21 protein-coding genes are annotated in these 24,138 nt (G+C 64.5%); 2 read left to right on the top strand and 19 right to left on the bottom strand.

Going from position 1 to position 24,138, the window contains the following annotated elements:
- Positions 1-29 precede the first annotated feature (29 nt).
- The 18 genes from HU737_RS08880 to mnxG form a co-directional block, all read right to left on the bottom strand.
- Complete coding sequence (locus tag HU737_RS08880; protein ID WP_186553255.1) at positions 30-458, bottom strand: curli assembly protein CsgF; 429 nt, start codon at positions 456-458, stop codon at positions 30-32.
- Entirely contained in the window at positions 455-850 is a 396-nt protein-coding gene (csgE, locus tag HU737_RS08875; protein ID WP_186553256.1) for a curli production assembly/transport protein CsgE, read from the bottom strand. The genes HU737_RS08880 and csgE overlap by 4 nt, the downstream gene beginning before the upstream one ends.
- Positions 847-1,374 carry a type II secretion system protein gene (locus HU737_RS08870; protein WP_186553257.1) on the bottom strand — a complete coding sequence of 176 codons (528 nt, stop codon included), beginning with the start codon at positions 1,372-1,374 and terminating at the stop codon, positions 847-849. The genes csgE and HU737_RS08870 overlap by 4 nt, the downstream gene beginning before the upstream one ends.
- A complete protein-coding gene (locus HU737_RS08865; RefSeq protein ID WP_186553258.1) occupies positions 1,349-1,723 on the bottom strand; it encodes a type II secretion system protein in 375 nt (124 codons plus the stop codon). The genes HU737_RS08870 and HU737_RS08865 overlap by 26 nt, the downstream gene beginning before the upstream one ends.
- Before the next feature lie 5 nt (positions 1,724-1,728).
- Positions 1,729-2,202, bottom strand: coding sequence for a type II secretion system protein (locus HU737_RS08860; RefSeq protein ID WP_186553259.1), 474 nt, complete (start codon positions 2,200-2,202; stop codon positions 1,729-1,731).
- Entirely contained in the window at positions 2,199-4,076 is a 1,878-nt protein-coding gene (locus HU737_RS08855) for a secretin GspD/PilQ domain-containing protein (RefSeq protein WP_186553260.1), read from the bottom strand. The genes HU737_RS08860 and HU737_RS08855 overlap by 4 nt, the downstream gene beginning before the upstream one ends.
- On the bottom strand, positions 4,073-4,591 hold the full coding sequence (locus HU737_RS08850; RefSeq protein ID WP_186553261.1) for a hypothetical protein: 519 nt from the start codon (positions 4,589-4,591) through the stop codon (positions 4,073-4,075). Before HU737_RS08850 ends, HU737_RS08855 begins: the two co-directional genes overlap by 4 nt.
- Positions 4,588-5,142 carry a GspMb/PilO family protein gene (locus tag HU737_RS08845; RefSeq protein WP_186553262.1) on the bottom strand — a complete coding sequence of 185 codons (555 nt, stop codon included), beginning with the start codon at positions 5,140-5,142 and terminating at the stop codon, positions 4,588-4,590. Before HU737_RS08845 ends, HU737_RS08850 begins: the two co-directional genes overlap by 4 nt.
- Positions 5,129-5,671: a pilus assembly protein gene (locus HU737_RS08840; protein WP_186553263.1), complete on the bottom strand. Its 543-nt coding sequence runs from the start codon at positions 5,669-5,671 to the stop codon at positions 5,129-5,131. The genes HU737_RS08845 and HU737_RS08840 overlap by 14 nt, the downstream gene beginning before the upstream one ends.
- Before the next feature lies 1 nt (position 5,672).
- Positions 5,673-6,455: a hypothetical protein gene (locus HU737_RS08835; protein ID WP_186553264.1), complete on the bottom strand. Its 783-nt coding sequence runs from the start codon at positions 6,453-6,455 to the stop codon at positions 5,673-5,675.
- Positions 6,436-8,142 carry a GspE/PulE family protein gene (locus tag HU737_RS08830; RefSeq protein WP_186553265.1) on the bottom strand — a complete coding sequence of 569 codons (1,707 nt, stop codon included), beginning with the start codon at positions 8,140-8,142 and terminating at the stop codon, positions 6,436-6,438. Before HU737_RS08830 ends, HU737_RS08835 begins: the two co-directional genes overlap by 20 nt.
- A 69-nt stretch (positions 8,143-8,211) precedes the next feature.
- The gene (locus HU737_RS08825) at positions 8,212-8,745 is read right to left on the bottom strand and encodes a response regulator (protein ID WP_186553266.1); all 534 of its coding nucleotides are present in this window, start codon (positions 8,743-8,745) and stop codon (positions 8,212-8,214) included.
- 240 nt (positions 8,746-8,985) lie between these two features.
- The gene (locus HU737_RS08820; RefSeq protein WP_186553267.1) at positions 8,986-9,627 is read right to left on the bottom strand and encodes a SurA N-terminal domain-containing protein; all 642 of its coding nucleotides are present in this window, start codon (positions 9,625-9,627) and stop codon (positions 8,986-8,988) included.
- A gap of 12 nt (positions 9,628-9,639) precedes the next feature.
- Entirely contained in the window at positions 9,640-11,160 is a 1,521-nt protein-coding gene (locus HU737_RS08815; RefSeq protein WP_186553268.1) for a cytochrome c/ABC transporter substrate-binding protein, read from the bottom strand.
- Positions 11,161-11,165: 5 nt separating this feature from the next.
- Positions 11,166-11,831, bottom strand: coding sequence for an SCO family protein (locus HU737_RS08810; protein WP_186553269.1), 666 nt, complete (start codon positions 11,829-11,831; stop codon positions 11,166-11,168).
- A complete protein-coding gene (locus tag HU737_RS08805) occupies positions 11,828-12,493 on the bottom strand; it encodes an SCO family protein (protein WP_186553270.1) in 666 nt (221 codons plus the stop codon). Before HU737_RS08805 ends, HU737_RS08810 begins: the two co-directional genes overlap by 4 nt.
- Positions 12,490-14,466, bottom strand: a complete 1,977-nt coding sequence (locus HU737_RS08800) for a cytochrome D1 domain-containing protein (RefSeq protein ID WP_186553271.1) — start codon at positions 14,464-14,466, stop codon at positions 12,490-12,492. The genes HU737_RS08805 and HU737_RS08800 overlap by 4 nt, the downstream gene beginning before the upstream one ends.
- Positions 14,467-14,484: 18 nt before the next feature.
- The gene (gene mnxG, locus HU737_RS08795; RefSeq protein ID WP_186553272.1) at positions 14,485-20,358 is read right to left on the bottom strand and encodes a manganese-oxidizing multicopper oxidase MnxG; all 5,874 of its coding nucleotides are present in this window, start codon (positions 20,356-20,358) and stop codon (positions 14,485-14,487) included.
- Between the two features lie 748 nt (positions 20,359-21,106).
- On the opposite strand from mnxG, the gene HU737_RS08790 reads away from it, so the two are divergent.
- Both HU737_RS08790 and HU737_RS08785 read left to right on the top strand, forming a co-directional pair.
- Positions 21,107-21,493 (top strand): VOC family protein, encoded by a 387-nt coding sequence (locus HU737_RS08790; protein ID WP_186553273.1) that lies wholly within the window; start codon positions 21,107-21,109, stop codon positions 21,491-21,493.
- Between the two features lie 119 nt (positions 21,494-21,612).
- Positions 21,613-22,182 (top strand): hypothetical protein, encoded by a 570-nt coding sequence (locus HU737_RS08785; protein ID WP_186553274.1) that lies wholly within the window; start codon positions 21,613-21,615, stop codon positions 22,180-22,182.
- A 69-nt stretch (positions 22,183-22,251) separates the two neighbouring features.
- Here HU737_RS08785 and HU737_RS08780 read toward each other — a convergent pair whose 3' ends face one another.
- Positions 22,252-23,922 (bottom strand): MFS transporter, encoded by a 1,671-nt coding sequence (locus tag HU737_RS08780; protein ID WP_186553275.1) that lies wholly within the window; start codon positions 23,920-23,922, stop codon positions 22,252-22,254.
- Positions 23,923-24,138 lie beyond the last annotated feature (216 nt).

Genomic DNA, 24,138 nt, shown 5'->3' with positions numbered 1-24,138 from the left:
TTCTCCCCTAAATGCTAGTCCCGTCCCTCTCAGGGGTTCAGGCCGCTGACCTCAATGATCGAAACTTCACCGGTCGCCCGATCGGTGACCTTGATGCTCAAGGCCCCGGAATCGTCGATGACGTCGATGAGGAAGGTGTCGGTGGACATACTGCCGGTGTTGCCGTTGCTGATGTTGTCGAGCAACTGCGAGAGCATCCGCGACTCCAGTTGGTTGGTGAACCGCTCCAGGGCCGAGGTGCCGGCGAACGAGGTGCGATCCTTGAGGTCCGGGTCGTCATAGTCGTTCTGCGCCTGGGCGTTGTTGAGCAGCCAGGTGCCATTCAACGGGTTGCCACCGAACGCTGGGTTGACCGGGGTGTAGACCAGCTCGGTGGCCTGCGCCTGGCTGGCCAGGACACCTGCCAGCAGGCTGGCGGCGAGGCCACGTAGAAGCTGCTGTGGAATGTGCTTGCTCATAGCTCGTCCCTCTCCAGATCGGTGGTGTCCTGCAGCAGGCGTTGCAACTTGCGTTGGATGATCTGCTGCTTGACCAGGTCGGCGGCCGCGACGGCCTCGTCGGTAAGTTGGGTGGTGTTCGGGGGCAGGAAGCGCCGGTACAGCACGTCGCTTTCAAACTCCACGGTCACCAGGCTGCCCCAGCGGGCGTCCGGGCGTTCGCGCACCACCAGGTTGAAGTCCAGGCGGCTGGTGGCGCGCAGGCGCTCGGTGAAGGCGTTGTAGAAGTCGTGGCCGATGTGCGAGATGGTGTTGTCGACGATAAAGCCCATCATCTCGTCCTCGGGGCCGGCATTGGCCGCGCCGTGGTTGAGCAGCAGGCACAAGGCCAGGACGAACGTTCTGCGGTTCATGGCGCATCTCCCTGGGCGCTGGGCCGACGCTCGCCGTTGCCACCTTCGGCAAAGGCCTGCTCGGCAACGAACTGCCAATCGCTGTAGTGTTCAAGGCCCTCGAAGGCCGACCATTGGGCATCGAAGCCGCTGCGTTTGAGCGGGGCGGCATCGGCGCGGCTGTGCACACCGGTGATGCGCCCGTCGATCGAGCGCAGCAGGCCCCATTCCTCGCCGACGGCAATCGGGTCGGGATACAACCTGCGGATATGCCGCTTGGCCGTGGGGAAGCGGTTGTCTTCGAGCAAGTCGTTGAGATCTTGCGGGTACTGGGCCAGGCCCGGGGATGCGCGGTAGTAGCTGCGCAGGGCCTGGGCGTACTGGCCGCCAACCCAGAGCAATTGCCGCTCACGCTCACGCAGGGCGCTGGTCGACCACAGGGTGCCGGTAGCGGCCAGGGCCATGCTGCTGATGGCGATCAGCAGCAGCACGCCCAGGTAGGTGAAGCCGGCGCAGGCCTTACCACTCTGCATAGAGGCTGCCATCACGCGCCCTCCCGGTTGCACCGCTCTTGATGTCCGCCACGCCGCCGGGCACGCCCTCTGGTGGTGGCACCAACTGCCAGGCATCGCTGCGCTCGGTGATCGGATCGACTGGGGTGTTGCGCAGGTAGCGCTGCTCGACCAGTTGCTCGAGCGATTCGGGGTAGCGGCCGGTGTCGCCGTAGTAGTGGTCGAGCGATTCGCGCAACACCGCCAGGCTCTGGCGCAAGGTGGCCTCGCGCGAGGCATCCAGGCTGTTGAAGTAGCGCGGCATGGCGATGGTCATCAGGGTGGCGATGATCGCCATCACTACCAGCAACTCGATCAGGGTGAAGCCTTGGCTGCGTTTCATGGCCGTCACCATTGCCCGTAGGGGATGCTGTTGAGGCCCTTGCCGCGGGCCTTGGAATACACGTCGAAGACGTCTTCGCCATCGCGTGGGTTGTCGGCGCTGCTGTCGTAGGCGCGCAGGCCCCAGCCACCCTGGTCGTCGTCCTTGACCGCCAACAGCGGGTCATGTGGGATGCGCCGCAGGAAATAGAACTTGGCGCCCTTGCCGCTGCGCACATCGCGCACGCCATCGACCAGCACTTGCAGGTTGGGCGGATAGCCGCTGGCATTGAGGCGCTTTTCGATGTAACCGGCGTCGAACGCACGCTTGTAGGCATCGATGGCATCGCGAATCTGGTACAGCGCTTCGCGCAGCTGCTGCTCCTTGCCGCGCCGTACCACGGTCTCGGTCAGTGGTGCGGCCATGGCGGCGAGCATGCCGAGCAGGGCCAGGGTCAGCACCACCTCGATCAGGCTGAAGCCGCGGGCTTGGCGTTTCATGGCTGGACAGCCCGGTTGGCCGGGACCACGGCCATCTGGCCATTGACCAAGGGCGCCTCGGCGGGCGCATCGCCCGGTGCATCGCTAGGCAAGGCGCTGGCCGGTAGCGGCTGGGCCAATTGCCGCACTTGCAGGCTCGACTCGGTGCCGGTGGCGAACTCCATGTCCGAGGGGCTCTGGTACGGCAGGTTACGCACGATCCGTGGGGTGATCGCCAAGACCAGCTCGGACTTGGTCATGTCGTCCTTGTTGCTGCCAAACAGCCGGCCCAGGCCGGGGATATCGCCAAGCCCGGGGATCTTGTTGCCGCTGGCGTTGTGGTCGTTACGCACCAGGCCGGCCAGTACCTGGGTTTCGCCGTCGTGCAGGCGCAGGCTGGTCTGCGCGTTGCGGGTGTCGACCTGGACCGGAATGGTGCCTTGGCGGGTGGCCTCAAGCGGCGTGGCATTGCTCACTTCCAGCGCCACTTTGATTGCCACTTCGTTGTTCAGGTGCACGGTGGGCTGCACTTCGAGCTTCAAGCCGACGTCCAGGTAGGTGATGCTCTCGGTGATCACTGGGCCTTGGGTCGACGGCACCGAAGTGGCGCTGATGATCGGCACCCGCTGGCCAATGTGAATGCGCGCCTGCTCACGGTTACTGACGCGAATCACAGGGCTGGCCAGGGTGTTGATGTCTTTGTCCTGGGCGTTGATCTTGGCTTGCGGCGCCGGGGCGATGCTGATGCGGCTGGAGTTGATCCCGCGCAGCTGGTCGAGCACGCTAACCGATTTGCCTTCACTGGTGAGCAGTCCGAAGGTGTTCGGCCATTGCAGGCCCAAGTCGAGGATCCGCGAGCGGGCCACTTCCATCACTTCGACTTCCAGCACCACTTCAGGGTTGGACTGATCCTGCGATTGCAGCAGTTTCTCGGCCATGCGCACGGCGTCGGGCGTGTCGCGCATGGTCAGGGTATTGAGGCGCTCGTCAACGAACACGTCGCGCGTCTTGAGCATGGTCTTGACCATGTTCATCGCGGTGTTGGCATCGATGCTGGTCAGGTAGAAGGTGCGCATGACCAGTTCCTGGTAGTCCTTGGTCTTTTGCGGCGAGTCGGGGTAGATCAGCAGGGTGTTGTCGTTGACGATCTTCTGGTGCAGCTGGTTCTGCTCCAGCAGCAGGGCCACGGCGTCCTCGATGCGCACATCGCGCACGAAGATAGTGGCTTTCATTTCCGGACGCAGGTCTTTGTCGAAGATGAAGTTGATCCCGGCGACCTGGGCCAGGACCTCGAAGATGGTCTTCAGGTTAGCGTCACGAAACTCCAGGGTCACCGGCCGTTCCAGCTTGCTGCGCAGTTGCGGGAACGGCTGCGCAGTGCGCGCCTGGACGTTCTCGATGTCGCTGCGCAGCATGATGCCCTTCTGGTTTTGCGGATCCAGGCGCAGCACGTCACGCACGATACGCTCGGCGCCGAACAGGTCGCCCTGGCGCAGCGAGGCCTGGCCCAGGGCGATGCGGTCTTCGAGGGTGCGCATCAGCTCGATCTGGCGAATGCCTTCCTGGGCGCGGCGGTTGTTCGGCTCGAAGGTCAGCACCCGGCCGTAGCCCATGCGGGCGCCGGCAAAGTCATGGCGGCTGCGGTCACTGTCGGCCTGGGTCAGCAAGGCCTCGACCGCCGCCTGGCGGCCATGGGCCAGGGCGATGTTCAGCTCGGTGTCGCGCGGGTCTTCGCGCAGGGCATCTTCCAGGCGAGCGATGCCGGCCTCGTACTGGCCCTCCTTGAACAGCGCATCGCTGTCTTTGCGCACCGCGCTGGAGCCGCACCCGGCCATCGCCACGCACAGCGCCAGGAGCAGGAATGGAGCAGGCTTGCACAACTTCGAAGGCTTCATGGTGCGCTCCCGACAGACAGGGTCTGTGGCTGGTGCAGTGGCAGGTAGACCAGGCTCAGCTCGGTGGCCGAGACGTGATCGAGGCGGTAGGTGTCGTCAATCACGTCGCCTTGGCGCACGACGTAGAGCTTTTCGCCGCTCTGCAGAAAGATCTGCAAGTCGTCGCGATCGCCGATGCGACCGATGAACTGGAACGGCAGCATGGGCGCCATGGGGGCGGCGGCAGCGACCGGGGTGGGCAGCGCCGGTTGCTCGGTGACCGTGGCCAGGGTTTGCGCTGCGCTCCAGCGCTGTACCGGGAACAGATCGCGTGATGGCTTGCCCGCGGCCTTATCGCCGGGCACGCTCGCCGTCACGCGCCGGTCCGTTGCCCGCTCGGCAACGGGGGCGCGGGCTTGCCCGGCCAGGGTTTCAACGCTGTCTTGGGTCTGGCCAAACCAGCGCCCAGGCGCCCAGGCCAATGCCGCGCTCAGGCCAAGAAAGCCAATCCATATCGCCGTGCGCTTGCTGTTCATGACGACCTCGACAGGTAAAGGGTCATGCGCAGGCGACCATTGAGTTCGCTGTCACCGATGCGCTTGCGCTGCAGCTCCAGGTCTTCGAGCACCAGGGTCGGCAGTTGCCCGAGCAGGGCCTGGAGGAAGCCGCGAATCTGTGGGTAGCTGCCGCGCACCGGCAGGACGATCTGGTAGCGCGCCAGCTGCGTCTTGGGGTCGACGCCCAGGGCGTATTCACCGCGCGCCAGGCTGATGCGCTCGGCACTGGCCAGGCGGTACAGGCGCTCGATCAGCTCGCTGGCCTGCGGTTGGCCTGGCAGTTGCTGGCGCAGGGTGTCCAGCGCCTGCTGTTCAGGCTTGACGGCAATTTTCAGCTCGCCGCGCTGCAAACGCTGGACCTGCACGCTGGCGTCGGCTTCGTTGGCGCGCAGTTCGCGCACCGCTTGCCACTGCGGCAGTACGCTGGCCACGCCGAACACCAGGGCAACGCCACTGACCAGCAGCGCGCCGAGGCCAGCGCGACCGAGGCGGCGCGCCTGTTCATGCAGGATCAGGCTAGGGACGCGCATGGCCGATCTCCCAGGTGGCGGTAAGGTTGAAGCGCACCGGGTGCTCAGGCTGGCCGGCGACCACTTCGTGGTTGAGCAGCGACACATCGCGCAGCTCGGCGCTGCGTTCCAGGCGCTGGTGGTACTGCAGCATCGCTTCCAGGTCGCGCGCTTCGGCGGCGATGCGCACCTGGCCCTTGCGCGCGTCCGGGGTGATGGTCAGGAGCGCGACGTCTTCCTGCGGCATCGCTTCGAGCATCGCGAACAGTTGCTCCCACGGCCGTTGCAGCTGCTGCGAGACGTTGCGCATCTGCGCCAGTTGCTCGGCCTGTTCGCGGCTGGCGGCGCTGCTCAGCGGCGCGGCGGTAGCGGGTCGGCGGCCAAGCTTGAGCTCAAGGTTGTGCACCCGCGCCTCCAGGTCGACTTGCTCGCTCTGCAACTGCTGCTGCACCAGCAACAGCAGCGCCAGCACTGCGCTGCCCAAGGCCAGCAGCGACCAGGCCAACGCGCTGCTGCGCCTGGGTTGGAATTCCAGATCGAGGCGGCGCATCTCAGGCCACCGCCCGCCACATGGCGCACAGCGGGTCGCTGTCGCCTGCGCTCTGGCACAGCTGCACGGCGGCCAGCTGGGGTACATCGCTGCGCCCTGGGGCATGCAGGTAGATGCGTGGCAGATGCTCGCCGTACAGCTCGCAGGTGCGTTCGATCAGCGCTTGCAGGGCCTGGTCAGTGTCGGCGCAACCCTGGGCCAGGACTTGCTGCCAGGCGCCGCCAGCGGCCAGCAACAGCACACTGCGCCGGGGTTCGGCGAGGACGAACAGGAAGTCGCCCTGCTCCAGCTGGGCGCTGCAATGGTTGTAGGCGGCCATCAGGTAGGGTTGAACCGAGCGCAGGCCCAGCCGGCGCTCCTTGGCCAAGGCTTGCAGCCCTTGCATCAGTGCTTGCGGCAGCGCCGTGGCGATCCGCGCAGCGCCGGCAGCTTCGGGCGAGAGGACGATGCGCCAGTCATCCAGCGACTGCCCGTAGAGGTTCTCGAAGCACGCCCGGGCGTAGGCATCGAGTTCGCGGGGGTGGCCGATGGCATCGCTCCAGGGCACCAGGCAGAAGCGGCTGTAGCGCGCCGACAGCAGTACCCGCAGCTGCGCGCCGGGCAGCGCGTGCTCGCTGAGCAGCGCGTCCAGCGCTTGCAAGGCAGGTGCCCAGGCCGGTTGCGTGGCATCGCAGGTAAAGCCGCAGCTGCCCAGCCATTGATGTTGGTTGGCGTGCCAGCGACCCAGGCCGACACCCTCAGCGCCGAGTACGGCGCAATAGCGATCAGGCGATAAATGTGACACGGTTGATCTCCTCAAGCGTGGTACGGCCCTCGCGGACCAGGTCCAGGGCGGATGCGCGCAGCAGGCGCAGGCCGCGTTGGCAAGCCAATGCCTTGATCTGCGCCAGCGGGCGGCGCTCGACGATCATCTGGCGCAGGTCGTCATCCAGATGCAGCAACTCGGCAATCGCGTTGCGGCCGCGATAGCCACTGCCGCGGCACTGGCCGCAGCCTTGGGCGCGAACGAAGTGCCACCCGCTGACCGCCTCGCGGCTAAGCCCGGAGACCGCCAGCAGCTCATCGTCCGGCTCGCAAGCCACTGCGCAGTGCGGGCAGGCCAGGCGAATCAGACGCTGGGCGAGCACAGCGTTGAGCGCGGAGACGAAGCTGTAGGGGTCGACCTGCATCTGGCTGAAGCGGCCGATCACATCGAACACGTTGTTGGCGTGGATGGTGGTGAACACCAGGTGCCCGGTGAGCGCCGACTGCACGGCGATCTGGGCGGTGTCGGGGTCGCGGATCTCGCCGACCAGGATCTTGTCCGGGTCATGGCGCAGGATCGAACGCAGGCCGCGGGCGAAGGTCAGGCCTTTTTTCTCGTTGACTGGAATCTGCAACACCCCCGGCAACTGGTACTCGACCGGGTCTTCGATGGTGATGATCTTGTCTACGCCATGGTTGATCTCGCTGATCATCGCGTAGAGGGTGGTGGTCTTGCCGCTGCCGGTGGGGCCGGTGACCAGGATCATCCCGTAGGGCTCGCTGGCCAGTCGGCGCAGCGCACGCAGGGTCTGCTCCTGAAAGCCCAGGGCTTGCAGCTGCACACCACTGACCTTGTCCGACAGGTCTTGTTTGTCGAGCACCCGCAGCACCGCGTCCTCACCGAAGATGCTGGGCATGATCGAGACGCGGAAGTCGATCTGCCGCTCGCCCACCGCCACCTTGAAGCGGCCGTCCTGGGGTACGCGTTTTTCACCGATGTCCAGTTCGGCCATGACCTTGATGCGCGAGATCACCTGCTCGGCAAAGGCGCTGCCGCTGGCTTTACCGGCGCCGTTGAGCACGCCGTCGATGCGGTACTTGATGGTCAGGCCCTGGCCGGTCATGCCCAGGTGGATGTCGCTGGCATGTTGCTTGAGGGCATCGTAGAGGGTCGAGTTGACCAGCTTGACCACCCGGCTCTGGTCTTCGCTGATGCTGGTCAGCGACAGCCGTTGCAGCGGGTCGGCCTCGCTGCCGGGGTCGCCGTCCGGGTCCATGGCGTCGACGGCGTGGAAGCTTTCCTCGTGGCGGGCCAGGAACGCTGCCAGGTCGGCAGCGTGAGCCAGGTACAACGCTGCGCCTTGCAGGTTATCGTCGATCCAGGCCAGGCGGGCATGATCGAAGGGGTCGGCGAACACGCCGATCAGTTCGCCTGCCTGTTGGACCAGTACGAACTCGTGCTTCAGGCACTGGGCCAGGCTGACCCGCTCGAACACCGGGGTGCAGGCGAACAGGCTGGGGCTGTCCAGAAGCGGGTAATGTAGGGTGTGGGCCAGGCGCTGGGTGAAGGTGGCCGGGGCATCGTTGCACAGCCGTTGCAGGCAGTTCAGCAGGCGTTCTTCACCGGCTGCCAGGCGGGCCTGGGCGAGCAGTTCACGGGGGAAGCTGACGATCTGCAGCGCCGGATCTGGATGCTCGGGTGGGCTCTGCTCAAGTACATCGGACATGGCCTGCGACTCCGCTCAGGGGCGCGTCGCAGGTTGGCTCGGTGGGGACCGGGGTGGCCGCGGGCGCCGCTATTCCCCGGTGAGCAGTTGGTCGTCGTCAGGTCCAGGAGGTCGTGCGCCATGACGGCGGCGGTCGGCCAGTACCCAGCTTCCATCGAACAACTGCATGGGGAACGTATCGTTCCTGTTCTGGCGTCGTTCGACGAAACCTTCGGCCGGGTTGTCGCTTGCCCTGCGCTGGCGCTCTACCCCGGTCAGGTCGGCGACTGCGCGGGCCAGTTCCACCAAGGGGAACGGCTTGAACAGGACATGGGTGACGCCAAGTTCGGCGGCCCGCTCACGGACCTCGGCGGTCGGGTGGGCGGTGATCAGCACGAAATGGCACTGCCTGTTCCTGCGCACGGTCTCCAGAACCTGAAACCCCTCCATGTCGGGCAAGCGGTAATCCAGCACGATCACATCGGGTTTGAGCTTCTCAGCCTGCTCAATACCGCTGAAACCGTCGTGGGCAACATCAACTTCCAGGCCTTGCGCTTGCAGATACGCCTGCAAGTTCAGCGCGAGGGTCTGCTCGTCATCGACTACCAATACTCTGTTCACCAAGGTCGACTCCCAAGAACTACCCGGTTTCCCGGTCTGCGAAGTGCGGCCTTGTAGAGGCTTGAGCAGGCTTCGTGCCAGGCATGAAAGGTCATGTTGCACCACTGTAAGTCTTTGATTTTGCTAAGCCATCCAGATACCCAAGAAAACACCCGAGCACCCAGTTCCCCATAACCGGGGAGCTTGATGGCACTTTGCCCAGAGATATGTCCCCACACTTGGGGAAATCTATGCCAGAGCGTATCAGTCTGCGCGCTCGACGTGGGCCGATTCACGCAAACGTTGGCGTACCGTTTGCCGCGCCTGGGCGCTGAGCTGTTCGGCGAGCGCGAGCCTGGCCATCTGCAGGCCCTGTTCTGGTATGACAGAAGTGTTATCACTTTGGTTCTGCGCTCCTTGCAGTCTTTCTCGATTGGCCTGGTAGAAAGCGTGGACGTCAGCCTCGGACGGCGCCGCTACCGCGCTCAGCTGCGCGTAGACGCGCTGGGCAGCCATTTCGTGACGAGTGTAGTCGGCAAACTCTGCCCGATTAAAGCCCGCCTCGCCCAGCCGCCGCTCGAACACCACAGGGCTGCCGAAGGCCTGTTCCAGTTGGCCGATGTGCGCCGAAACCTGTTCATCGCTGACGACGATGCCGCGCCGCTGCGCCTCCTGCCAGAGCAGCTCTTTGTCGATCAGCTCATCCAGGGCCTGGTCGCGCAGGCGCTTGTACAGGTTGGGGTTGCGGATACTGCTCAGCGCCCGCCCCTGGGCCTGCAGGTACTCGCTGAAATAGCGCTCCAGGCGCATGACGCTGATCTCAACGCCATTGACCCGCGCGGCGGCAAGGTCGGCCCAGCTGATCGGGGTGATCCCCAATAACAGGCACAGCAAGACGATACGCATGGCAACCTCCGTTCAAGGGGTGTCCGGCAGCGGCCGGTACGGCGCAACTTCGGCAAAGCGCGGCCCAGGCAGGGCCACCGCCACCACATGAGCCCCGGCCATGCCCTGGCGCCGGCCCGGGCCGAAGCTCAAGGCCGGGGTCAGGCCGGTGTCGATGTCATGCAGGCCTTCCAGGGCGCGCACCAGTTGTTCGCGGCTGGCATCGCGGCCAATCTGCTTGAGCGCCTCGCTGAGCAGGCGCAAGGCGCACAGGGTGTTGACCTGCAGTGAGGCCTGGCGCGCATCCAGGCCCTGGCGCTGATGCAGGCCTGCCAGCCGGGCGCGACCCTGCTCGGTCCAATCGCCGGGGACGAATGGATAGGCCAGGAACACCCGCTGCGACCACTGCGGCGCAAGGTTGGGCAAGCTCCCGGCGACCTGGCTGGCGGCAGCGAACAACAGCGGCGCTCGTCCAGCGGCGTTGAGCGCCTGGGTCAGTTGGCCAAAGGCGTGCGCGTGGCCGAGGAACACCACCCCCTGGGCGTCCGGGGCCTGCCCGGTGAACGCCTGCACGGCGGGCACACTCCAACCGGCCTGCTGCAGCCGCTGGCGCAACTGTTCGGCCAACGTGGCCTGTTCGGCATCGGCGTAGACCACTCGCAGTCCATCGGCAGGCAAGCCCAAGCCGTCGCGAGCATGCACAGCCAGGCTCAGCAACTGTTCCAGCAGCCCCGGCATCGGGTCGAAGATCTGCGGGCTGGGGCCGCTGCGTGGAGTACTGCCGATCAACGGCACGCCACGCCGTTCAAGGGCTGCGGCCAGACGCTCATCGAGCATCGGCGCCAGCGGCGAAACCACTGCGAATACACCCTCCTGGTCCAGCAAGCGGTCCAAGGCGCGGCTGGCGCTGCCCAGGTCTGCACCCGGATCCAGCACCACCAGTTGCAAACGCCGGCCATTGATCCCGCCTTGCTGGTTGAGCTGCTCCAGCCCGTCGTTAAGCACGGCCCGCACCACCCTGCCCGCCTCGGCCAAGGGCCCGGAGCCAGGCAACAAGGTGCCCAGGCGCAATACGCTGTCCTCCACGCCCGGATCACGCTCCTCGCCCAGGCGCTTGAGATAAGCGGTGAGATTGCGTTGATCGGCCTGGCTCAAGACAAAGCGCGGCATCGCCGGATCGAGCCGGTTGCCAGCCGGATCGATGCCCTGCTGCACCGCCCGGGCCAGGCCTGACGCGTCGTAGGCCGGGTAACTGCGGCCATTGGCCTGGCGCTCACCGGCGCCGACGCTCAGGCGCTGCCAATCCAGGCTTGGCGGACGCACACCGCCTTCGGCGCGGCCCTTGCCATCGTTACCATGACAACTGGCACAGGGCAGCACGCTGGCCGGCACGCTCATGTCACTGACACCGACCCGGGCGACCACCTGGGCGTCGCCACTGGCAAGGCCCTCACGGTACAGGCGCTTGCCGGCCTGTTCCTGAGCGGTCAAGTCCAGGGCCAGGGCTGTGGTGCACAGCGACAGCCCCAGCCACAGTGCCAGCAGCCGGCCCACGGTGCTCACCGGCCGGCCAGTGGTTGAGTGAGCAACTGCATGCGCTGGGCGATGGCCGCAGGTGGCGCGTCGGGGCGGATCTTGCTCCAGCGTTTGCTCGCCACATCGCCAGCGATCAATTGCGTTGAGTGCTGCTCTGGGCTGGGCAAGAACTGCCCAAGGCGCCCCAGCACCAAGTCGACATTGGCCTTGTCACCGGTCAGGAACAGCCAGTTAGGGCCATCCACGCCTTGTTTTTCGGCAAACGCCTTGAGCACTGCCGGGGTATCGTTGAGCGGATCACTGCTGACCGAGATGAAGGTCACCTGGCTGGCCAGTTCGCTGCCCATGGCCTCGCGTACTTCACGCAACTTGCGGGTAATCAGCGGGCAGGCGTCGTTGCAGTGGGTGAAGATCACATTGAGCATCACCACCTTGTCCTTGAGCACATCGCTGTAGAAGCGCAGCTCGCGGCCGTTCTGGTCCTTGAGCACGGTATCGGTGAACCAGGCTTGGGCATCGCGGGTGCCGCCACCGCTGCTGATCGTCGGCGGTGCCGGTTGCGGCGCGGGGGCCGTCGGCGCATGGCCCTCGTGGGCCAAGGCAACGCTGCTGAGGATCCACAGGCAGCCGGTCAGGGTCAGCCAGTCGAGACCGCGCATGCCGCTTCGGCGGCTGGTAAGACTGCTCATGGTTGTGCCTCCTGGGCGGCAGGGTCTGGGGTTGCGGCGATCGCAGTGCTCTTGGCGTGCACACGGCGGGCGCTGAGGCGGTTGAGCTCGGCGACCAGCACGGCCGGATCGGTGAAGCCGTAGTAGCGGGTCCAGTGGCCGCTGCGACCATCACCGACGATGATCATCGGTGGGTGCTGGGTCAGGTCGGCGCTGAAGCTGCCCAGGCCCTTCAAGGTTTGCGTGATGGCATAGGGTGAGCCGGTCAGCCAACTCCAGCCCGGCCCCTGCTGAAACGCCTTGGCGTAGCTGGCCAGGCGCTTGGCATCGTCGCGCTGCGGGTCGACGCTGATCGACACCAGCTGGATCTCCTCACCAACCCGCCCGCCCATCTGCGCCTGGACCTTGGACATGATCGACGACACCACCGGGCACACCGTGGTGCAGCTGGTGTAGATAAAGCCCATGACCACCAGGTGATCGCCAACCAGGTCCTTTTCCAGGCGTACCGGCATGCCGTCCTGGTCCTGCAGGGCGACATCGGCAAAGCTGACGCTGGCCTTTTCCTGGTGCGCCGCTGGCGGTTGCGGGGCATGCCCACTGTGATCATGACCGGCATGCGCCCAGGTCAGGTTACTGGCGAGCAGCAGGCTCAGGGCGAGCAGTTTGCTTGGGCAGTTCATCGCACACTCCTGGGTTCCCCTTGGGAAGCGGTAGACGCTGCGGCCGGCAGGACACGCAGGCTGGTGTAGTTCTCTTCGGCAAACGTGCGGCCCAGTGATGGCGACTGCACGTGCAGGTACCAGGCACCGGCTTCGGCCAACTCCAGCGAGGCTTGGTAGACCCCCTCACCCACCTCGGTCAGGGGCAAGCTGCGCGGCAGCGACGACGGCGCCAGGAAGTAGCGCAGGCTCAAATCGCGCAGGCCCAGGCGTGGCTGGCCGTCGTCACCGAGGATACGCACGCGGGCAACGAAGGGGCTGTTTTGCAAGGCCGGCTGATCATTGCCGATGAACACGGCGTGAGCGCCCTTGCGCTTGGCCGCCTCAGGCGCCACGGCGATATCGGTGCTGAAGCAGTGGATGATTTGCGGCTGGTTGAGCAGAAAGGCCACGTCGAACTTGCCCGCCGCCGGCATCTTCACGGTCGAGCCATACACACCTGGGGCCAGCTCGCGCAGGCTGCGGTCGATGACGATCGCCGCCCGCGCCTGATGACCGCGGTTGTTGTAGCCGGACATCGGCGCGTTCATCCCCTCGGCGTAGAAGTAGGTGGTGTTGTCCACCGGGTTGACCACGAACACCGAGTTGTTGTCGCGGGCCACCGACAGGCCTTGGGCCAAGGGCAAGTCACCGGCCTGGCGCGGCGCGGCGGGGCCGGCCTCGAAGCCTTGGACGATGGGCTGGCGGCCCTCGCCCAGGCTACCCAGGTTGATCATGCTGACCTTCGGCGATGACAGCCCACGCACGTAGGCATACCCCTTGGTAAAGGTCAGCTGGTACGGTTCGGCCGCCACCGCAATGCGGTGGATCAGCGTGTCGGTACTGGCATCGATCACCAAGGCCTGGCTTTCCAGGGTGTTGAGCACGATGCCGTAGCGGCCATCGTTGCTAAAGCGCATCGGCCCCAGCCCCTGCTCTGCCTTGACCGTGTGGCGCAGCTGATGACTGCGTGCGTCGATGACGCGCACCGTCCCCTCCTCGCCATCGGCCACATAGACCGCCTGGGACAGCGGCGAATAGGCCACCGACAACGGGTGCGGGCCAACGTCGAGGGTTTTCACCAGGCGCATCTCGGCAGCATCGATGATGCTCAGCGTGCCGCCATCGCGATTGGTGACGAAGGCATAGCGCGAATCACTGCTGAAGGCGATCTCATGATGCCCGGAGCCGGTGGCGAACGACTTGAGCATGCTACGGCTGTGCACATCGATCACGGTTACCCCGCCCTTGGCCGGATCATCACTGTTGTTGCCTACCCAGAGCAGCCGCTGGTCGGGCTGCAGGGCAACCCGCAACGGCTGGGCGCCGGCCTCCAGGGTCGCCACGCGGCGGAAGGTTTCGGTGTCGATCACCGCCACCTGGCCACGCTCGGGCATGGACACGAACACCTGCTTGTCATCGCCCGTGGCCGCCCAATCCATCGGCCGGCCTGGCAGGTCGATACGCGCCAAGGTGCTGGTGACCCCGCCCACCGACACGGTGGGGTCGATCACTGTCAAGCTGGGGTCCTTGTTCAGCACCAACAGAAAGTAGCTGTTCAGGTCCAGCAATGGCCGGGCACCGATGCTGCTCTTGAGAAACAGCGCCACGCGCGCCTTGCAGCTGCTGTCGCGGTCACCTGCCGGGGCCGACTGGGCCGGGTCCAACCAGGCCCCCGGTGACATCCCCGACAACGGTTGGCCACTGCTCTGGTCGCTGACCTTGAAGCGCACGTTGGCAAAGCTGCCTTCACGCAGCTGGCCACCGTCCATGGCCTTGGCTTCGAACTCCACGGTCACCCCGTCGCGGCTGAGCCGGTGCAGGGCCTGCGGGTCGGCAGCCTCCTGCAACAGCTCGCGCGGGTCGCACCAGAGCTTCTCGTAGGCCACCCCCATGCCGATCAGCGCCACTCCCAGCAGTACCCCCAAGTAAGCAGGGCGAGTCTTTTTGTTCATGCTCGCGCTCCCCTTCTGTCATTGCGCCGGGGCGGTTGCCGGTGGCGCTTCGTTGGTCACCCGCAGGATCCCCCACAGCCCCGAGGCATTGCCGTAGGCGGCGTAGTCGCGGAACAGATAGTCACCTGGGATGGCGTTGGCACCGCCGGCGCTTGGCAGCATGAAGCTGAAGTGCGCGGCCGGCAGCACGCTTTCCTGGGCGCCGATGTAGATCGACATCGGGTTGTAGCCAAAGCGCACCGAGCCAATGCCCGGCAGGCTCATGGGGTAGCCGTCGAGGTCGTTCTTCTCGGCCTGGTAGGCGTGCAGTGGCCACAGGTGCCCGTCCAGTTGGTAGGTGATACCGCGGCTCCCCCCACTGGGCATCAGCACGTGGCTGCGTGCCGGTTGCCCAGGCTTGGCCCAGAGCACTGGGGTTTGTGGATCGCCACCGACCAGGGCATTGCTGTAGGCCATGTGCGCGTTGGGCACATCGGCGAAGCCAAAGCCATCGGCATGCCCGAACGGTGCGTCCGGCGCCAGGCCGAAGCGCAGCCACAGCGGCTCGGTCTTGTAGTTCATGGCCATGTTGCCGTTGTCTTTCGGGTCACCCGGCACGCCGTTGCCTTCGGTGGCGATGCCCTCAACCGGCCGACCATCGGCCCAGCGCATGTTCAGCGAACGCTGCCAGACAGTGACGAAGTCGCGGTAGTCGGGCTGGCCACTGACCTTGACCGTGGCCTGGGCGCGGCTGGCGTTGTCCTCAGTCCAGGTCGCACTCTGCGGCAGGATGCTCATGCCACCGACCAGACCCTTCTGCGGCTGCTTGATCACATCCGAAGGGGTCAGGTTGAGGCCGCCGAACTCGATCGCGGTGGTGTTGATGTTGTCCACCGTACGGCCCAGTTGCAGCACAGGCTTGCCTTCGCGCTCCAGGTGCCCGGCGTAGTACTGATACACCTTGCTCGGGTAGGCGCCGCTGCTACCCGCGCGCGGGGGTACGGTCTGGATCGGGTTGAGGCCCACGTTGGCACCATCGGACTTGGTGATGTCATAGCTCAGCAGCTGGGCATGCAGGCCAACGTGGCTGGAAGGTCGCATCAGGTTGTTGTTGAAGGCGGTGGAGCCTTCGCTACCGTTGCGATCACGCTTGACCACGTTCTGCATCACTGCGGTGCTGGGCAGGTCCGGCATCATCAGCGGCAGGCGGTTTTCCAGGGTGATGCTGATGCAGTCGCCCGCGTTGGCGCGCAGCACCAGCGGCTCTACCGGCACCCCGGCCTTGAGCTTGCCGGTGCTGGTGTCCAGGTCGGCCTTGCGCACATACAGCACCGCAGTCGGGTCATGCAGCGGTGCGCTGTGACCGCCGATGGTGAAGGTGGCACCGTCCTCCTCGTCGGTTACCGTCACTTGCGGGATGCTGGTCTTGCGGCTGTTGAACACCAGGGTGCCGCCATTGGCCTTGAGTGGACCGCCGACATGCTGGCCGATACCCGCCGGGTCGGCGATGCTCACGCCATGACGGTTGTCGAGGATGTCGTTGGCCAGCGCTGCGACGATCTCATAGTTGCGTTTGACCGTCGGTTTGCTGCCCACGCCATTAGTGTTGGCGGTAGTCCTCGGGCAGATGCCGTCGAACGCCACGGTGTTGCGCATGGCTACCGGCTGCGGGTTATTCGGCAACGGGAACAGGTCGGCGCGCTGCGCGGTGTAGTTGCGCATGAGGCCCCAGATGCCGTTCCAGTAGCCCTCCAGGGCCGCGTCGAGCGAGTACAGGTAATCCCCGTTGGTGGCTGCGGAGCTGGAGATCATCGACACCGGCGCCATGAAGCCGAGCTGCTCGGAGATACCGATCATCTGCGAAGCCTTCCAGCCCGAGTTGGAGCTGTTGCCGAAGCCCGAACCGTTTTGCAGCCATTTGACCCCGTGCAAGGTGACGTTGTGCTCCTCTTCATGACCGCCGGCGTGCATGCGCAGGCGCACGTTGTCGCCCGAGTAGGTACGCAGCAGCGGGGTGAACGGGTCGCCTGGCTCGCTGCCCTTGTTGATGTGCGGCGGGAACAGCGTGGTGCCGCCGGTTGGGCCGAGCGCCGAGGTGATCGCCGAGGGCGCCAGGTTCATCGCCGGGATGGCGCGGTCGGTACGGGTCTGCAAGGCATAGCTCAGGTCTCCCGCCAGGCCATCGGCCTGCATGCCGCGCTTGCCATCCGGGCCGACCTTGTTCGGGTCGAATACGCGCAGGGCCAGCGGCTCGTTGCGGTAGTTGACGACGAACATGCCAGGGTCATCCACCGAGATCGCTTGCGGGCACGGCCGGCTTGGGCAACCTGGGCTCAGGCCGCCGCGCGACTCGACCACCGACTCGAGCAGGTTGGAGGCTGCTTGGCGCACCGGTGGGTTGATGGCGTAGCGGAAGCTGTCGCTGGTGGCCGGATACGCCTGGCCATTGGGCACGCCATCGGGGCCGGCGCCAACATACACGCCGGCTTCATAGGCATGTTGGAAGTCGCTGTACTCAAGGAAGAACTCGCGATAGCTGTCGTTACGCCCGTCGCCGTCGTGATCGCCGGTCTGGATCACCGCTTGCCACGAGGTCGGCCCACCGTCCTGGCGAATCGCCGGGTTGTAGAGCTTCTCGCCGGTCTCGGCGTGGTACCAGGTCGAGCCGGCAGGTTCGGCCAGCACAGTGGCATACAGGCCCAGTTGCTGATGGGTCGATGGGCCAAGGTGGTCGTGGGTGAAGATGGTGCCCAGGCCACGATCGACGTTATGCACGTTGATCAACGGGTCGGCGAACCAACGCTGCATGGCGGTGCGCGCACCGAGCCAGTCTGCCCTGCCGAAGCGGCCGAAGTACGGGTGCTGCTTGGCTTTCGGGCAAGCGGCGCTGCCATCACGGGCATCGCCTTCGCTGCAACCATTGAAGCTGCGGATGGCCTGGATGCGCTCGACCACACTGCCGGGCGAGAGAATGCCGTCTTCGTAGTTCCAGCCGTTGGCCGAGCCGTCGGCGGCGGTCAGGTCCCACTTGGGCAGGTGGATGTGCTGGCCGATCACGTCGGTTGGGGTGCGCACCTGGTAGTCGTCCATCTCATAGAACGACGGGATCAGGTTGGTGTGGGTGTACATGGTGCAGTCGAAGGTGTTCATGCGCATCACCAGTGGCTCTGGTGGGCGCTGCTTGGTAATCACCGGCCAGGCGTCTTCCCACAGGGCCAGGATGCGCGCCTGCGGGAAGTGGTAGCCGACCTTGTTGTATACCGCGTCGAACTGGATGTTGGCGCCTTTGTAGATCCGCGGACGGTCGGCGGTGAAGGTGGAGGCACCGCGGAAGTTCAAGCCAGTCAGGCTCTCGCCGCTGAAGAACTCACCCGCGCCGGAAGCTTGCGTCAGGCGCTTGCCCCGGTCATCCATGCACGGTTCATAGAACGGTGCCCCAGCAGTGGGCAAGGCGCCGTTGGTGCGGAAGTTGCGCGCCACCGGCTGGCTGCCTGGGATCAACGCGTAGCTGGCGTGCTCGGCCTTGGCGTGGAACTGCATGGCGGCCTGCTCGACGTCGGTGCCCTCCTCGGGCATGTAGATCGGCTTGGCTTTGTGCACCACCTTGGAGAAGTCCAGCTTGGTGGTGGTCGACACCGCTTCGCCGCCAGCGGAAATGCCATCCAGCGCGTGCCGGCCCAGGCCCCCATCCCAGCCATCGACCTGACCCGCATCAAGGTTGGCCCACAGGGCGTTACCGCTGTTCTTGAGCTGTTGCGCCAGGACAGGGTCGAGCATGTCCAGTGGTGGCGTCGGTGGACGTTGGCCGACGCTGCTTTCCATGCCGCCGATCCAGAACGGATAGCCAGGGTTTTTCAGGCTGCCGTCGGCGTTGCGGTTGCTTTCGCTACGATCGACCAGGGCCAGCGAGCCGATGGCCCGCGGGGCGCCGTCATCATTGCCATGATGGCCATGGTCGTCGTCGCCCTCTTCCTCGTCCTCTTCCTCCTCTTCATGTTCGGCGACCAGCTGTTCAGCCAGCTTGGGCACCACTACCACCTTGCCGGGCATCGGCGCCATCGCTTTACCAGGCAGCGGCACGATGGCCGGAATCGGCGTACCAGCAATGATCTCGCCATCCGGCAAAGCCCGGGCGCCCGCTGCTGGCTTGCCACTGCGCAGGGCAAACGGCGTGCTGTGGTAGCCGTCCTGCGCCTCGCCGCTGACTTCCAGGCGGGTGCCCTCTTCGAACACATCGTGTACCCGCCACATGGCCCACATGCCTTGGGCAAAGTGCGGGTAGAAGTGGCAGTGGTAGATTGCATCGCCCGCTACCCGGTTGCGGTTGCCCGAACCGCCGTTGGCGATTTCGTAGGTGTAGCCGATGCCTGGGCCAATGCCCTGGGCATCGATGTAGTCGGAGTTATCGTCGTTGGGGTTGAACAGCCACTGATGGCCATGCAGGTGGAAGATGTGCTGTTCATGGCCGTTGTGGGTGTTGCGGAACTTGGTGAAGTCACCGATATAGCTGTGGTGCACGTTGGCCGGCTCCGACGGGTACAGGGCCATGCTGGCCTTGACCCCAACGGCATTGGCCGGCGGTGTTTCACCTGGGCGAATGTGCTCCAGGCCAACGTTGGCCGGGACATCGACCAAGGTGCCGATATCGCCCACGGTGTGGGCACTGAGGAAGAACTCCTCGTAGGCGCAGGACAGGCAGTCATGCATCGGGCCAACGCCCAGGCGGTTGGCCACCACCTCAGCGCCCAAGCCGCCTGAGCCATAGTTGATCATGAACGAGTCACGCGTAGGTTCCAGCACATGGCCCATGATCGGGTCGGCCCAATAGCCTGGGAATGCCTGGGTGCCGGCCACTTCGTCGGCGAACTGCGAGCCGAAGTCGCGGAACGCTTGCAGCCGGTTAGGCAGTGCCGGGTTACGTTTGTTGATGCTTTCCAATGGATAGGTCGAGCGCGGGAAGCTGCCGTCAGGGTTGGGGCCCATGACGATGGCGTCGGTCTCGCTGCTGAGGATCTCGCTGCCGTCGATCATGGCGATGATCGGTTTGCCAGCCTTGCCCTCGCTGATCCAGGGTTCCACTTGCGGGTAACGTGCTTCGTAGTCGACCACCGGTTGACCGGTGGGTGCACGGCCAGTGCTGGCCAGGCGCATCTCCTCTTCGGTCAGGGTGTTGCGGTAGGTACGGCCGCCTTTAGGCACTACCACCACTTGGCCGAACAGGCCATTGGCGACGTTGCCAGCACCACCCTGGCCGCCAAACGTAGCGCCCTGGCTGGTGGCGGCGAAGGCGCCTTCGCGCTCGGCGTACAGGGTATAGCTGCGGGTGCCACCGGGGGCGACCAGGAAATTGCCATTGCGCCCGGTGTTGGCGGCAATATCGCTGATACCGTTGACTGCCTGCATGCCATTGACTTGGAAGCCCACGTGACGGTCGGTGACTTGCTCGTCGGCGATGAAATGCTCACCGCCCTCGTTTTCCACTTCACCGGCTTCGTTCTCGTTCTCTTCCTCGCCCTCGACTTCGTTGTCGTCGTGGTCGATGCCGTGCTTATTGGGGTTGGCCTGGTAGGCCAGCAAGTTGGTCAGGTTGACCGTCAGGCAGTCACCGGCGGCGACGCGCAATACGATCGGACGTGGGCGTTTGTCTGGACGCAGGGTGACCTTGCCAGGCACGGCCGCGCCGCCCTTGGTCAGCGGGATATGGTTTTCGTCGACCACATCCTGGCGCAGGGCGAACATCATGCCGTTGGCGTTCTGCGCGCCGAGGCGGTTGAACATCAGGGGCTGGTCCAGGGCCACTACGTTGGCGACCAGGTTGCGCTGGCATTGCACCGCCGCTTCGCTGGTCGCTTGCCAGCCGAACAGGGCTAGCACGAGTGATGTCAGGACTGAGCCTTTGAGCGGGGTCATCATGCTGCACCTCCGGGGGACACAGGGACTCTGCGAGGAGGTGGAGCAAGGTGTATGCCATAAAAATTATTGTTATTTTTCAGTTGGTTGGGGTTTGAAGTGCAACGGATTGGGGAGGATTCCCCAGTAGGTTTCCCCGAATTGGGGGTTTGGGTTTGGGTTTGGGTTTGGGTTTGGGTTTGGGTTTGGGTTTGGGTTTGGGTTTTTAGAAATTTGGGCATATCCAATGGCGAGGGCGACGCTGAGTCACCTTTCCGCCCTTACGGCGGGTCACTTTTGGTCGTGACCAAAAGTAACCAAAAGCCGTGCGCTCCACCATCAGTCCCGCCCGTGGCGGGATCCCCTCGCGCCGGTGCCTTCCGGGCCCGCGCGGCCTACGATTTGCTACGCAAATCTACATCTCGCGCCTTCGGCTACGCCGAAGGGTGCTGCGCACCTGGCCCTCCAGACACCTCTGCTCGGCCTCCTGAAGTCGCGAAGTTAGTGGCGGCGCCTGGGCTGGCTTTATCTGACGATAGGGCCAGGTGTGGTGGATATACCGGCCTCTTCGCAGGCACACCGCCAGCTGGAAGAACCGCGCGGTACCTGTGGGAGCGGGCTTGCCCGCGAAGAGGCCAGAACAAACAACACAAAAGCAGAACTCAATGCTTGGCTTCGGCTTCTGCGACAGCGCAGCGACGAAGCCTGGTTAACTCAGCCATACCAGCTTTACTTGAAGAAAAACAAAACCCGTCACAGAGGGAAGTGCCCCATGAAGATTGTGGTCACCAGCATTCTTGTCGACGATCAAGCCAAGGCATTGGCGTTCTACCACTACGTACTGGGCTTCGAGCCCAAGCACGACATCCCCATGGGCCGCCACCGCTGGCTCACCCTTACCTCCCCCAATGACCCCAACGGCGTCGAGCTGTTGCTCGAACCCGACGCCCATCCCGCCGCCAAGGCGTACAAGACCGCCATCAAGCAAGACGGCATCCCCGCCACCTCGTTCGGCGTACGCGATATCCACGCCGAGTACACCCGCTTGTGCAAGGCCGGGGTCGAGTTCACCCAGCCACCCACCGACCTGGGCCCGGTCATCGTCGCGGTGTTCGACGATACCTGTGGCAACCTGATCCAGATCGCCCAGCGCCATTAATCAGCCATCCCCCCCCCGCAGTACCGGCAATTTCCCAGCGCGGATGCCGGTACTGACACCTACCCAGCCTTCCGCTACAGTCTCAAGACCCCCAGCGCATCCAGAACAAGGAAAACACCATGCGCTATGAGTTCAACGAAGTGCTCAACGACCTGGTCGATTACTTCCTGCTCGGTGACATCCAGCTGCTAGCACGCTTCAAGCAGGAAAACGACTTGCCTGATGACCTGGCCTACGAGTTCACCCACAACGACAGCGGCGATCAGGCAGTCCTTGAAGGGGTGGTCCTGCCCCTGGCCGGCATCGAGAACCTGCCCTACACGATCATTTTCAGTGTCGATGAAGACAACCCGGCCCTGCTCGAAGCGGGCAGCCGCTTGCAACATCGGCGCGGTGGCTATGTACTGCGGGTAGAAAACCGTGCAGTGATGCTGTTCACCTGGAGAATCCTCCAGCACTTCACCAACAAGACCTTGGGCGACCTGCTGGCGCGCTACCAGATGCCGAATCGGCCGATCATCGAGCTGGAAAACGGCTGGTACAACGTTGAGGTGCTCGCTGGTGCGGTCAAGCGCGACGGGCTCTACGAGCCGACCTTCGAGTTCCTGTTGAAAAAGTCCTGGAGCCGCGGCGACGCCTCCGGGGTCGATACCAGCTATGCCTTTACCCTGCGCGGGGATTTCGCTTGAGCGACTGGCCCTACCGACGGCATCGCCAAGTAATACCAGGCAGTACCGTCGATAGCGCCCAGAGAGCTATCAAGTGATATCGCGATCCTTGGTTTCCGGCAGGAACAAGATCCCCAGAATCGCCGTCATCACTGCAATCACGATCGGGTACCACAACCCGTAATAGATGTCGCCGGTGGCTGCGACCATGGCAAATGCCACCGTTGGCAGGAAGCCACCAAACCAGCCATTACCGATGTGGTATGGCAGCGACATCGAGGTGTAGCGGATACGCGTCGGGAACAGCTCCACCAGCCAGGCGGCGATCGGCCCGTAGACCATGGTCACGTAGATCACCAGGATGGTCAGCAGCAACAGCACCATCGGGTAATGGATCTTGGCCGGGTCGGCCTTCTCCGGATACCCCGCCTCTTTCAGCGCGCCACCGAGGGTGGCGGTGAAGGCATCGTTCTGCGCCTTGAAGTCTGCCGCCGCCATCGTCCGGCCATCGAAGCTTGGGATCACCCGCTCGCCGATGCGGATCTGGGCCACGCTGCCAGGCTCGGCACGTTGGTTCTCATAGGGAATCGCGCGCTTGGCCAGCAGGCTCTTGGCGATGTCGCAGGAGCTGGTGAATTTGGCCTTGCCGACCGGGTCGAACTGGAACGAGCACTGGTCAGGGTCGGCGACCACCACCACAGGGTTCTGCTCCTGGGCTACGAACACGTCCGGGTTGCCGTATTCGGTCAGGGCTTTGAAGATCGGGAAGTAGGTCAGCGCAGCGATGATACAGCCGGCCATGATGATCTTCTTGCGCCCGATCCGATCCGACAGGCTGCCAAAGATGACGAAGAACGGCGTACCGATCAGCAGTGAACCGGCAATCAGCAAGTTGGCCGCCTGCGGGTCGATCTTGAGCGTCTGCAAGAGGAAGAACAGCGCGTAGAATTGGCCGGTGTACCACACCACCGCTTGGCCGGCGGTGCCGCCAAGCAGCGACATGATCACCACCTTGAGGTTGTCCCAGCGGGCGAAGGATTCAGTCAGCGGTGCCTTGGATGACTTGCCCTCGGCCTTCATCTTGAGAAACACCGGCGATTCGTTGAGCTGCAAGCGGATATACACCGAGATCGCCAGCAGCAGGATCGACAGCAGGAACGGGATGCGCCAGCCCCACGCTTCGAAGGCCTCGGTGCCAAGCACGGTGCGGCACGCGAGAATCACCAGCAGCGACAGGAACAGGCCCAGCGTGGCGGTGGTCTGGATCCACGAGGTGAAGAAACCGCGCTTGCCCTTGGGCGCATGCTCGGCCACATAAGTCGCCGCGCCACCGTACTCACCGCCCAGCGCCAGCCCTTGCAGCAGACGCAAGGTTATCAGGATGACCGGCGCCGCCACGCCAATGCTCGCGTAGCTGGGCAACACGCCGACGATCGCGGTGGACAGGCCCATGATGACGATGGTGATCAGGAAGGTGTGCTTGCGCCCGATCATATCCCCCAGCCGACCGAACACGATGGCGCCGAACGGGCGCACGGCAAAGCCTGCGGCAAAGGCCAGCAAGGCGAAGATGAATGAGGTGGTTTCGTTGACACCGGCGAAGAAGTGCTTGGCAATGATCGCGGCCAGTGAGCCGTACAGGTAGAAATCGTACCATTCGAACACTGTGCCTAGGGATGAGGCGAAGATGACCTTGCGCTCCTCCCGGGTGATGCCGCGTTGGGGCGCGCTGCCCGTCGATGTGCTGTCGATAACCGCCATGGGTTGCCTCCGTCTTGTTCTTGAAGGCCTGAGTACCTCAAAGATCAACACCGCACCCTGGCCCTTGGGCTTGTTTGGCTCACGGTTGCGCGAAGCACGACGAGACGAACCGCCTCGGATCGCAGCAAGGTAAGCTCAAGCATAATCGGCTTTGCGCGGATATCCACCCGCCAGGCCGCGCCCTTCACCAGCTACAGCGCAGGCGGCGGATGAATC

The organism is Pseudomonas urmiensis, from assembly GCF_014268815.2.
GTDB classification, from domain to species: Bacteria; Pseudomonadota; Gammaproteobacteria; order Pseudomonadales; family Pseudomonadaceae; genus Aquipseudomonas; species Aquipseudomonas urmiensis.
The sequence above is the reverse complement of the archived record's forward strand: the minus strand, read 5'-3'. Positions and strand labels throughout refer to the sequence as shown.